This is a genomic window from Mycobacterium sp. (assembly GCF_039583805.1).
GTDB lineage: Bacteria > Actinomycetota > Actinomycetes > Mycobacteriales > Mycobacteriaceae > Mycobacterium.
Map to the genome: position 1 here is coordinate 1 of NZ_JAVKSH010000108.1, position 11,893 is coordinate 11,893.

Consider the following 11,893-nt stretch of genomic DNA (forward strand, 5'->3'; position numbering starts at 1 on the left):
GTCGCCGCGTGTCCTGCCGGCGGTTGTCGGTGCCGCCCGCTAAGGTATCGAACAGCTGTTCGCCCTAGCTGAGGGAGCTCGGAAGTGCGCGTGATGGGCGTCGACCCCGGCCTGACCCGCTGCGGGCTGTCGGTGATCGAGGGCGGCCGCGGCAGACAGGTCGTGGCGCTGGACGTGGACGTGGTGCGCACCCCGTCCTGGATGCCGCTGGCAGAACGGCTGCTGGCGATCAGCGAGCACGTCGAGCACTGGCTGGACACCCATCATCCCGACGTGCTGGCCGTCGAGCGGGTGTTCTCCCAGCAGAACGTGTCGACGGTGATGGGCACCGCGCAGGCCGGCGGGGTGATTGCGCTGGCGGCGGCCCGCCGCGGCATCGACGTGCACTTCCACACTCCGTCCGAGGTCAAGGCCGCGGTCACCGGCAACGGCGGGGCCGACAAGGCGCAGGTGACCGCGATGGTCACCAGAATCCTTGGGCTGCAAGCAAAACCGACACCGGCCGACGCGGCGGACGCCTTGGCGCTGGCGATCTGTCACTGCTGGCGGGCCCCGATGATCGCCCGGATGGCCGCCGCCGAGGCCAAGGCCGCCGAGCAGCGCCGAAAGTTCAGCGCGAAACTCAAGGCCGCGACATGATCGCCTCGGTACGCGGCGAGGTGCTCGACGTGGCGCTGGACCACGCCGTCATCGAGGCCGCCGGTGTGGGCTACAAGGTCATGGCCACCCCGTCGACGCTGGCGACGCTGCGCCGCGGCACCGAAGCCCGGCTGATCATCGCGATGATCGTGCGCGAGGACTCGATGACGCTCTACGGGTTTGCCGACGCGCAGGCCCGCGACCTGTTCACGACGCTGCTCGGGGTCTCCGGGGTCGGACCCAAGATCGCGCTGGCGACGCTGGCGGTCTACGACGCGCCCGCGTTGCGCCGAGCGCTGGCCGACGGCGATGTCGCGGCGCTGACCCGGGTGCCGGGCATCGGCAGGCGCGGCGCCGAGCGGATGGTGCTCGAGCTGCGCGACAAGGTGGGTGCCGCACCCGAAGCGCGGGCCAACGGGCATGCGGTGCGTGGCCCGGTAGTGGAAGCCCTTGTGGGACTTGGATTTGCGGTCAAACAGGCCGAGGACGCCACCGAGAAGGTACTGGCCGGTTTCCGCGATGACGGGGCCGGCGCGACCACCTCCACAGCGCTGCGCGCGGCCCTGTCCATGCTGGGGAAGAAATGAGCGAGCCCGACGAACGTGAGGTGTCGGCCGCCTTGACCGTCGGTGAGGGTGATGTCGACGCGAGTCTGCGGCCCCGCTCGCTGGCCGAATTCATCGGCCAGCCGCGGGTGCGTGAACAGCTGCAGCTGGTGATCGAGGGCGCCAAAAGGCGCGGCGGCACACCGGATCACATTCTGTTGTCGGGTCCGCCGGGGCTGGGTAAGACGTCGCTGGCGATGATCATCGCCGCCGAGCTGGGGTCGTCGCTGCGGGTCACGTCGGGGCCGGCGCTGGAGCGCGCGGGGGATCTGGCGGCGATGCTGTCCAATCTCGTCGAGCACGACGTGTTGTTCATCGACGAGATCCACCGCATCGCCCGGCCCGCCGAGGAGATGCTGTATCTGGCGATGGAGGACTTCCGCGTCGACGTCGTCGTCGGCAAAGGTCCTGGGGCGACGTCGATTCCGCTGGAGGTGGCGCCATTCACGTTGGTGGGGGCCACGACTCGGTCCGGGGCGTTGACTGGCCCGCTGCGGGACCGGTTCGGGTTCACCGCGCACATGGACTTCTACGAGCCCGCCGAGTTGCAGCGGGTGCTGGCCCGCTCGGCCGGCATTCTGGGTATCGAGGTGGGTGCCGACGCCGGCGCGGAGATCGCCCGACGTTCGCGGGGCACGCCGCGGATCGCCAACCGGCTGCTGCGCCGGGTGCGGGACTTCGCCGAGGTGCGTGCCGACGGGGTGATCACCCGCGACGTGGCCAAGTCGGCGCTGGCGGTCTACGACGTCGACGAGCTGGGCCTGGACCGGCTGGACCGCGCCGTCTTGTCGGCGCTGACCCGCAGTTTCGGCGGCGGCCCGGTCGGGGTGTCGACGCTGGCGGTGGCGGTCGGGGAGGAGGCCGCCACCGTCGAGGAGGTGTGCGAGCCGTTTCTGGTGCGCGCCGGGATGATCGCGCGCACCCCGCGCGGCCGGGTCGCGACGGCCCAGGCCTGGACGCATCTGGGGATGACCCCGCCGGCCGGGGCGGCCGGCGTGGGCCAACCAGGCCTCTTCGACTGAGCGGCGTCATGCGCCAAGTCGATAACCCAAGTCCAGCCCTCGGTATCACGTTCGGTGCTCAGCGTGTTACCTTGGGGGCGTGAAGACCCTTCGGTTGAGTCCCGAACTGGAAGTGCGGCTGCAGCGTGCTGCGGTGATCGCCGGAGAGTCGCTCTCAGAGTTCATTCGGCGCGCGGCCGCCCAACGCGCTGACGCACTATTGCGCAGCGGTGGTCACGAGGACTTCACCGACGTACTCGGAGTGATCCACGGTGGCGGCGGGACGGCTCGCCGGACCGGTGAGGCGTTCACCGATATCCTCGCCGACGGCTAGTCCGGTGACCCTCATCGATGCGGGTCCGCTGATCGCGATGATCGACGCTGACGAAGCCGACCATGAGACGTGCGTGTTGGCACTGCGGACCCTGACGTTGCCCTTGGTCACCACCTGGCCGGCGTTCACCGAGGCGATGTATCTGCTGGGCCGAGCCGGTGGTGCAGCCGGGCGACAAGCACTGTGGAAGTTGCTGTTAAGCGGTCGGCTTGACATCGCAGACCTCTCGCCCGCTGTGCTCGAACGCAGCGCCGCACTGATGGCCAAATATGGCGACCGGCCGATGGACCTCGCCGACGCCACGCTTGTAGCGCTGGCCGAAGAACGCGGTGAACGGCGAATCTTCACACTGGACCGCGACTTTCAGGTTTATCGCCTTCACGGTCGCACCCGTTTCGAAATTATCCCCGGCTGACTTCGCGGTGCTGGCCGCGGCGCTGTTGTGTTCGCCGACTGGTTACCATGAGCGCCACGACAGCCGGCACCGGGACCGACTGCTGCTTGTCCAGTACGAGGCCCTGACCTCCGGCCCGGCCCAGACGCTGCACGCGACCTACCGCGTTATCGGTGAGCCGGCGTTCGAATACGACTTCGGCCGCGTCGGTTACGACGTCACCGAGTTCGACGAGCGGGCCGGTACGCCGGATCTGTTCAACCGATTTGTCAACGATGCGTTTTGGCGCGATCTGCAGCGGATTCCCGCCGGCCGCAGACCGTAGGAGGGCTGCGTCCCGTCTTGGCCGGACGTGCGGTGTTGATCGGAGAACATGCTCGCCGCCTCGGCATGCCCGATTCGCTACGGGCGCTGAGCCCAGCAACTCGTCAGAGCAACCCGAGCAGCTCCAGATCGGTGACGTACTTGACGATCACCGCCGGCGTGACGTGCGGAATGTCCTTGTCCGGGCCGATTTTCGCGTCCTGCACGGCTGCCCGGAACTTCTCGGTCGGGGCGATCGACCCGCAGATCGGCGCCGCAGGCTTCTGGTAGTTGTGCAGCAGCGGCAACAGCGAGGCCTGCCGCTGCCGCTCCGGCAGGGCGCGCAGCGCCGTCTCGAAGCGCTGCACCCAGTCGCCGTAGTCGGGCACGCGCTGGATCGGATACCCGGCGTCGATGAGCCAGTCGACGAACTCGTCGAGCCCGATGCCGTCGTCGTAGGGGTTCATCACGTGGTAGGTCGCGAACCCGTCCGGCACACCCAGCGTGGCGACCGCCTCGGCGATGAACTCGACCGGCAGCCCGTCGTAGTGCGCCCGCTGACGGTCGCCCTCGGCGTCAAGCTGGTAGAAGGAGCCGGGCGCGATCCCGGTGGCCACCAGGCTCAGCACCATGCGGGTGAACATGTCCGGCAGGTTGAGCTGCCCGGCGTAGCTGGTGTCGGCCAGGATCATGTCGCAGCGGAACACTGCGACCGGCAGTCCGGCGAGGTCGTGGGCCTCGCGCAGCAGCACCTCGCCGGCCCACTTGCTGTTGCCGTAGCCGTTGGCGTAGTCGTCGTTGACCCGCCGGGTCGGGCTCATCACCCGCACGTCGGCGTTCTCGGTGAACGTCCCCGGCGGGATCTGGTCGCCCACCCCGATCGTCGACACGTAGGTGTAGGGCTTGAGCGTGGTGGTCAACGCCAGACGGATCAGCTCGGCCGTGCCCACCACGTTGGGGCCGAACAGCTCGCTGTACGGCAGCACGTGGTTGACCAGCGCGGCCGGGTCGACGATCAGGTCGACGGTGTCGGCCAGCCGCCGCCAGGTCGCCGCGTCCAGCCCGAGGTTCGCCTCGCCCTTGTCGCCGGCGAGCACCTGCAGGTGATCGGCGGCCAGCTCGCGGTAGTGCTCCACCAGCGTCGGGTCGCCGGTGGGGTCGCCGATACCGAACACCCTGTCCAGCCGGTCGCGGGCGGCGGCGTCGTCCTTTGCCCGCACCAGAGCGATCACCGTGCCGCCGACCAGCGACATCCGCTGCAGCCACTCCAGGGCCAGGTAGCGGCCCAAAAAGCCGGTGGCTCCGGTGAGCAGCACGGTGCGAACCTGGCCGGCCGGAGCCGGCAGGCTCGGCGCGGCGGCCAGCGTCTCGGCGTCGAGGAACGTGTCCAGCGTGAGGTCGGCCGCGTGTATCTCGATCACCTGTCCGGGCTCGGGGCGGCCGTGCACGGAGGCGGCGGTCGGCCGCCGGGTGCCGGCGCGCTCGGCCTCGATGTAGTCGGCGATCGACTGCAGGTCCGATGCGGGGCTGACGATGACGCCCACCGGCACCTCGACGCCGAAGATCTCGTGCAGCAGGTTGCCGAATGTCAACGCCGACAACGAGTCTCCGCCCAGGTCGGTGAAGTGCGCGTCAGGGGTCAGGTCGCTACTCGACGCGCCCAGCAGCGCCGCGGCGGCCCGGCTCAGGGTCGACAGCGCCGGCAGGCCGGCGCCGTGGCGGCGCAGGTCGCTGAGCTCGTTGTCCTGGCCCTCGGCGAGCTCGGCGTAGAGCTGTTCGAGCCGCTCGCCGTAGTGGGCTTTCAGCTTGGGCCACGCCAGCTTGCGGATGCCGGTCAGCAGGCCGTTCTCCAGGGTGAACGGCTCGGCCTCGATCAGGAAGTCGCGCGGCACCTCATATGACTGCAGCCCGGCGTCTTTGGCGACCTGCCGCAGCGACTCGGCGAGCATCGGCTTGAGCTCGTCGGCGCCGAAACGGGACAGCGCCTGCGGGGTGGGCACCACCACCGCCAGCAGGTAGGGGTGCGCGCTGTTGCCGTAGACGTAGATCTGCCGAACCAGCGGACTGTTGCCGAACACCGCCTCCAACTTCGCGACGGTGACGAACTCGCCCTGCGCCAGCTTGAGCACGTTGTTGCGACGGTCGACGTAGACCAGCCGGTCCGGGCCGACCTCGGCGACCACGTCGCCGGTGCGGTAGTAGCCGTCGGCGTCCAACACCCCGGCGGTGATCTCCGGGCGCTTGTAGTACCCGGGGAACATGTTCTCGGTCTTGAGCAGCAGCTCGCCGCGCGGGTAGGGCTTGTCGGTGTCGAAGTAGCCCAGGTCCGGGACGTCGACCAGCTTGTAGTCGATCACCGGCGGCCGCTGCACCTCCCCGTCGAAGAGCACCATCCCGGCCTCGGTGGAGCCGTAGCCGTCCAGCAGGTGCATGTCCAGCAGGGACTCGACCCAGGCCGCGAGCTCCGCGGAGATCGGAGCGGAGCCCGTCATCGCACAGATGAAGCGTCCCCCCAGGAGGTGCTCGCGCTGCTCGGCGAGCACGTCGGCTTCCGCCGCCGCCGGGTCGGCGCCGGCGGCGCAGCGACGCTCGATGTCGCCGCGGAATTCCTGATGCAGCATCTCCCAGACCCGCGGCACGAAGTTCAGCTCGGTCGGGCGCACCAGGGCGAGGTCCTCCAACAGCGTCGACAGGTCGCTTGTGGCGCTGAAATAGGCGGTTCCGCCGTTGCCGAGGGTGCCGTAGAGGATGCCGCGCCCCATGATGTGGCTCATCGGCATGAAGGTGAGCGTGATCGAGGCGGCGCTGGGCCCGAACCAGTTGCGGCTGGACCGACGCCACATCTTCGCGACGTTGCCCTGCGGGTACATCGCACCCTTGGGCGCGCCGGTGCTGCCGGAGGTGTAGACCAGCAGCGCCAGAGCGTCGTCGGGCACCTCGACCGACACGCCCGGCAGCGTCTTTCCGCGGTCCAGCACGTCGGCCAGCGTCTCCACGACCACCGCGCTGTCCGCCAGCCGCGCCGCGGCCTGCTCGACGGCTTCGCGGTGATCGTCGACCTCGGGCCGGTAGTCGAAGACGACGAGCCGTGCGGGGCGGTGACCGCTCACGATCAGCTCGACGGCATCGGGCAGGTGGTCCACGCTCGTCGCGAGCACCCGCGGCTCGGTCTCGGCGACGATCGGCAGCAGCTGGGTGAGCGCCGCGCTGGTCTGTAGGGGCACCGAGACCGCGCCGATCAGGGCCAGCGTGACGTCGATGACGGTGTAGTCGACGCTGGTGAACCCCAAAATGCCGACCCGGTCGCCGGGTTGCAGGCCGTCGTCGGTCCACGCCCCGGCCAGGGCGTCGAGGCGATTCCCCAGCTGGCGGTAGGTGATGGTGTCGAATGTCGGGAGCAGCCGTGTCGAGGTGCGGCCGGTCTGCGGGTCGCTGACGAACTCGACCGCCCGCTGTCCCAGCGCGGGGCGGTCGGCATAGCCCTCCAGCGCGGTCCGCACGATCCCGGGCAAGCGAAGACCGGGTCGGTCGAGAGCAGCTGCGACGGAGGGGTCGGGCCGGGCGGCGGCGAACTGGGGGTCGGTATCGGACAACTCGTCGATGCGACGCGCGAGCCGCTCGTCAGGAAGATCAGTCGGCATGGCACAACCTCGAAACGCGGGGGGCGGGAACGATGACCGGCGCGCCATTGCGCCTGCCGGAAACTACGTTAGCAAAGCTAATAGTATTCCGGCATCGGGTACGGCCGTCGATGTCCGTGAGATGGGCCACCGCAGCGGCGTGCCCCTGCTCGGGGAGCTTCTGCGGCAGATGTGGCCGTTGTCGGCGCCGAACGCCAACACGCCCTCACCGCTTTGCCAGTAGCCCCGCCAGCACGTCGAGACCCTCGGACAGCAGCTCGTCGCTGATGGTCAGCGGCGGCAGGAAACGCAGCACGTTGCCGAACGTGCCGGCGGTCAACACGATCACCCCGGCGGCGTGGGCTGCCTTCGCCACCGCGGCGGTGAGCGCGGCGTCGGGTTCGCCGGTGCCGGGTTTGACCAGCTCGACGGCGATCATCGCGCCGCGCCCGCGGACGTCGCCGACCCGGTCGTCGGCGCGCTGCAACGCACGCAGCCGGTCCGTCATCAGCAGCTCGATCTGCCGCGCTCGCTCGACGAGTCCGTCGCTTTCGATGGTCGCGATGGCGGCCAGCGCCGCCGCGCAGGCCAGCGGGTTGCCGCCGAACGTGCCGCCCAGGCCGCTGACGTGCGGGGCGTCCATGATCTCGGCGCGGCCGGTCACCGCCGACAGCGGCAGACCGCCGGCCACCCCCTTGGCCAGGCAGATCAGGTCCGGCTCGATACCCTCGTGCTCACAGGCGAACATCGCGCCGGTGCGGGCGAATCCGGTCTGCACCTCGTCGGCGATGAAGACGACACCGTTGGCGCGACACCAGTCCGACAGCGCCGGCAGGAAGCCCTCGGCGGGGACGATGAAGCCGCCCTCGCCCTGGATCGGCTCGATCAGCACGGCGGCCAGGTTGTGGGCGCCGACCTGCTTGGCGATGACGTCGATGGCGCGTTGGGCGGCCAACGCGCCATCGGTGGCCAGCTCCTTGTTCAGCAGGGCGTCCCGGAACGGATACGACAGGGGTGCCCGGTAGATCTCCGGCGCGAACGGCCCGAAACCGCTCTTGTAGGGCATCGACTTGGCGGTCAGCGCCATGGTGAGGTTGGTGCGGCCGTGGTAGGCGTGGTCGAAGGCCACCACCGCGGGCCTGCCGGTGTGCGAGCGGGCGATCTTGACGGCGTTCTCCACCGCCTCGGCGCCGGAGTTGAACAGCACGGTGCGCTTGTCGTCCGAGCCGGGGGTGATCCGGTTGAGCGCTTCGGCGACGGCGACGTACTGCTCGTACGGGGTGACCATGAAGCAGGTGTGGGTGAAGTCGGCGACCTGTGCCCGGACCGCGTCGACGACCCGCGGCGCGGAGTTGCCGATCGTGGTGACGGCAATGCCCGACCCCAGGTCGATCAGCCGGTTGCCGTCGACGTCCTCGACGATGCCGCCGGCCGCGCGCACCGCGTAGACCGACATGGTGCTGCCGACGCCCCGGGCCACCGCCGACGCGCGGCGCCGGGCCAGTTCCCGCGACGCCGGGCCGGGTATGTCGGTGGCGAGGTGGCGGCTCTGTTCGACGGCAGACACGTGGCCAGCCTATTCCGCGACCTGCCGGGCTGAAACTGCTCACCCGGCCGGCGGTCCGGCGCCCAGCGGCCGGCAGAGGTTGGTTGTCGGGTCCCAGTACGGCCCGGGGTCGCACTGCGCCGACCGATCAGGGCACCACCGGATGGATTGTTACCGGATACGCGCCCGCGACGTCGGCGCGCTGCGGGGCCGGGCTTATCGGCGGCGCATCATCGCTGAGGAGCAGGCAACTGCTGCAGCGCGATCTGCCGGGCTACGCGGACCACTGTGGGCGCACCGAGCGGCGACTCCCGTTCGTCTGGTGATGTGTGCCCGTCTGCCGCGGCGAGCGTGAAACCACTGCGAAAATCCGCCGAAAATTTCGCAACAGATTCACGTTCGGCGCGTCATCAGCGCCCGAACGCCGGCCCGTCGAGCGAGTCGACCGTGGTGAACGCGGCCACCGGGGCGCGGTTGAGCCGGCGGGGCTGGCGGACCGGATATCCCAGAGCGATCACCGCGGCGAGCGCCAATGGGTCGGGTACCCCCAGCAGAACTTTCACCTGGTGTTCCTCCCGGATCGCCATCGTCGTGATCACCCCGCCGAGGCCCTCGCCGCGCGCAGCCAGCATCAGGTTCCACGCGAACGGGTAGACGGACGCGCCGCCGGCGAAGGAGTACCGGTCGGCGTCGCGGTCCACCGCCGCCAGCAACGACAGGTCGGCGAACAGGGCGAGCAGGACCGGAACGGTGTGCAGGTTTTCGGCGAAGCCCGGGCCGGCCGGCGTGGCCTGGCCCGCCGCCGCCCGCACCGCGCGCTCCTCGGCGTCGCGGTCGTTGGTCGGCGCCCAGGGCCGCAGGCCCGCCACGGCCATGGCCAGGTAGTCGTGCCAGCCGCGCAGGTACAGGTCGCGGAGCCGACGGCGCTTGTCGGGGTCTTTGACGACCACCACCCGCCAGGCCTGCGCGTTGGCGCCGCTGGGCGCGAACCGGGCGGTGTCGAGGATCCGCGCGACGACGGCGTCCTCCACCGCCTGGTCGGTGAAGTCCCGGACCGAGCCGGTGGTGCGCAACGCGTTGTCGAGGTCCATCAATCGGTCGCCCGGGTGAGAGTCATAGGGCCGTTGTCTCACCTGCGCTCTGCCGCGTCAAGGCCTCCGGCGCAATGGCACACTTGCGGTCATGAACCAACTGCTCGTCTTCATGCCGCTGGTGATCGTCCTGGCGGTGTTCATGTTCTTGACGTCGCGGCGGCAGAGGCGTGCGATGCAGGCCACCATCGACCTGCACGACTCGTTGCGGGTCGGCGACCGGGTGCACACCACTGCCGGGCTGCAGGCGAGCATCACCGGGATCACCGACGACACCGTCGACCTGGAGATCGCGCCCGGCGTGGTGACCACCTGGATGAAGCTGGCGATCCGGGACCGCATCGAACCGGAGGTTCCCGAGGCCGGCGATGGTGACCCGGACGACGCGGAGCTGACCGCGCCCGACCCGGACCGACTGCCCAGGGACTGAGTGCGGTCCGGCGGCACGTACCCTTTGCGGGTGCCGTCGAACTGATCGTCAATGTAGGTCAATGTAGGAGGCTAACGACGTGGCAGCGCCTTCGGCGCCGGTGCACCCCGCCCGCTATCTGAGCGTCTTCCTGGTGCTGCTCATCGGGGTGTATCTGCTCGTCTTCCTGACCGGGGATGAGCGGGCCGCGCCCAAGCTCGGCATCGACCTGCAAGGCGGTACCCGGGTCACGTTGACCGCACGGACGCCGGACGGCTCGGCGCCGACCCGCGACGCGCTGTCGCAGGCGCAGCAAATCATCAGCGCCCGGGTCAACGGCCTGGGCGTCTCGGGCTCGGAGGTCGTCGTGGACGGCGACAACCTCGTCATCACAGTGCCCGGCAGCAGTGGCAACGAGGCCCGCAGCCTGGGGCAGACCGCGCGGCTGTACATCCGGCCGGTGATCAATGCGTTGCCGGCGCAGGCCGCCCCGCCGCCGCGCAACCCCAAGCCACAGCCGGCCCCGGCAGCACCCGGTTCACCCGGCTCGGCGCCGGCCGGGCAGCCCGCCGAGGCGCCACCCGGTCCGGCGCCGGGCCGGGTGGGCGGAGCTCCCGGATCTGCGCCGGCCCCGGGCGAGCAGACCGCGCCGCCGGCGCAGCCGCGGCCCTACCCGCAGGACCCGCCGCCCACACCCAGCCCCGCGCCGACCGCCGAAGAGGCGCCGCCACCGGTGCAGCCAGGGCCGCCTGACCCCCGCAAGGACCTCGCGGAGCGGATCGCCAAGGAGAAACAGTGGCGGCAGAACACAAACCAGGGAATCCAGTTCCTGGCGCTCCAGTTTGAGGCGACCCGGTGCGACCAGGAAGACATCCTGGCCGGCAACGACGATCCCGCGTTGCCGCTGGTGACCTGCTCGGCCGACCACAAGACCGCCTACCTGCTGGCGCCGTCGATCATCAGCGGTGACCAGATCGCCAACGCCACGTCGGGGTTGGACCAGCGCAGCGGGGCCTACGTCGTCGACGTGCAGTTCAAGAGTGCGGCGGCCAACGTCTGGGCGGATTTCACCGCCACCCACATCGGCACCCAAACCGCGTTCACCCTGGACTCGCAGGTGGTCAGTGCGCCGCAGATCCGGGAGGCGATTCCCGGCGGCCGAACCCAGATCACCGGCGGCGACCCGCCGTTCACGGCCAGCAGCGCACGCCAGCTGGCCAATGTGCTCAAATACGGGTCGTTGCCGTTGTCGTTCGAATCATCGCAAGCCGAAACCGTCTCGGCGACATTGGGATTGACGTCGTTGCGGGCCGGGTTGATGGCGGGCGCGATAGGCCTGGCCCTGGTGCTGCTGTATTCGCTGGCCTACTACCGGGTGCTGGGTTTCCTGACGGCCCTGTCGTTGGTGGCTTCCGGTGCAATGGTTTTCGCAATCCTGGTGCTGCTGGGCCGCTACATCGACTACACCCTGGATCTGGCCGGCATCGCGGGCCTGATCATCGGTATCGGCACCACCGCCGACTCGTTCGTGGTGTTCTTCGAACGCATCAAAGACGAGATCCGCGAAGGCCGCTCGTTCCGCTCGGCGGTTCCGCGCGGGTGGGCGCGGGCCCGCAAAACGATCGTGTCGGGCAACGCGGTGACCTTCCTGGCCGCCGCGGTGCTGTACTTCCTGGCCATCGGTCAGGTCAAGGGGTTCGCGTTCACCCTGGGCCTCACCACGATTCTCGACCTCGTCGTCGTTTTCCTGGTGACCTGGCCGCTGGTCTACCTGGCATCCAAGTCCGCGACCCTGGCCAAGCCCACCTACAACGGGTTGGGGGCGGTTCAGCAGGTCGCGCGGGAACGGCGCGCCGCGGCAACAGGACGGGGATAGCGAGATGGCCGCCGACGCGAACACCGGAACCGAGGACACGACCGCCGCCGTGGAGATCACCCCGACAACCCCAGA

At 69.8% G+C, this 11,893-nt stretch carries 11 protein-coding genes; 8 read left to right on the forward strand and 3 right to left on the reverse strand.

Features of this window, described 5'->3' with window-relative positions; genetic code table 11:
• The first annotated feature begins 84 nt into the window (after positions 1–84).
• From ruvC to ABDW21_RS14000, 6 genes are all read left to right on the forward strand, one after another.
• The gene (ruvC, locus tag ABDW21_RS13975; protein ID WP_343599478.1) at positions 85–639 is read left to right on the forward strand and encodes a crossover junction endodeoxyribonuclease RuvC; all 555 of its coding nucleotides are present in this window, start codon (positions 85–87) and stop codon (positions 637–639) included.
• Positions 636–1,226, forward strand: coding sequence for a Holliday junction branch migration protein RuvA (gene ruvA, locus ABDW21_RS13980; RefSeq protein WP_343599480.1), 591 nt, complete (start codon positions 636–638; stop codon positions 1,224–1,226). The genes ruvC and ruvA overlap by 4 nt, the downstream gene beginning before the upstream one ends.
• Complete coding sequence (ruvB, locus tag ABDW21_RS13985; RefSeq protein WP_343599481.1) at positions 1,223–2,266, forward strand: Holliday junction branch migration DNA helicase RuvB; 1,044 nt, start codon at positions 1,223–1,225, stop codon at positions 2,264–2,266. The genes ruvA and ruvB overlap by 4 nt, the downstream gene beginning before the upstream one ends.
• 79 nt (positions 2,267–2,345) lie before the next feature.
• Positions 2,346–2,579, forward strand: a complete 234-nt coding sequence (locus ABDW21_RS13990; RefSeq protein WP_343599483.1) for a DUF1778 domain-containing protein — start codon at positions 2,346–2,348, stop codon at positions 2,577–2,579.
• A gap of 4 nt (positions 2,580–2,583) precedes the next feature.
• The gene (locus tag ABDW21_RS13995) at positions 2,584–2,994 is read left to right on the forward strand and encodes a PIN domain-containing protein (RefSeq protein ID WP_343599520.1); all 411 of its coding nucleotides are present in this window, start codon (positions 2,584–2,586) and stop codon (positions 2,992–2,994) included.
• A 7-nt stretch (positions 2,995–3,001) separates the two neighbouring features.
• Positions 3,002–3,298 (forward strand): hypothetical protein, encoded by a 297-nt coding sequence (locus ABDW21_RS14000; RefSeq protein ID WP_343599485.1) that lies wholly within the window; start codon positions 3,002–3,004, stop codon positions 3,296–3,298.
• A gap of 103 nt (positions 3,299–3,401) precedes the next feature.
• Here ABDW21_RS14000 and car read toward each other — a convergent pair whose 3' ends face one another.
• From car to ABDW21_RS14015, 3 genes are all read right to left on the reverse strand, one after another.
• Entirely contained in the window at positions 3,402–6,917 is a 3,516-nt protein-coding gene (gene car, locus ABDW21_RS14005) for a carboxylic acid reductase (protein ID WP_343599487.1), read from the reverse strand.
• A gap of 205 nt (positions 6,918–7,122) precedes the next feature.
• On the reverse strand, positions 7,123–8,463 hold the full coding sequence (gene gabT / locus ABDW21_RS14010; RefSeq protein WP_343710585.1) for a 4-aminobutyrate--2-oxoglutarate transaminase: 1,341 nt from the start codon (positions 8,461–8,463) through the stop codon (positions 7,123–7,125).
• A 389-nt stretch (positions 8,464–8,852) separates the two neighbouring features.
• Positions 8,853–9,533, reverse strand: coding sequence for a nitroreductase family protein (locus ABDW21_RS14015; RefSeq protein ID WP_343710586.1), 681 nt, complete (start codon positions 9,531–9,533; stop codon positions 8,853–8,855).
• Positions 9,534–9,624: 91 nt separating this feature from the next.
• On the opposite strand from ABDW21_RS14015, the gene yajC reads away from it, so the two are divergent.
• Complete coding sequence (yajC, locus tag ABDW21_RS14020; protein ID WP_343710587.1) at positions 9,625–9,963, forward strand: preprotein translocase subunit YajC; 339 nt, start codon at positions 9,625–9,627, stop codon at positions 9,961–9,963.
• Between the two features lie 79 nt (positions 9,964–10,042).
• Positions 10,043–11,818: a protein translocase subunit SecD gene (gene secD, locus ABDW21_RS14025; RefSeq protein ID WP_343710588.1), complete on the forward strand. Its 1,776-nt coding sequence runs from the start codon at positions 10,043–10,045 to the stop codon at positions 11,816–11,818.
• The last annotated feature ends 75 nt before the right edge of the window (positions 11,819–11,893 follow it).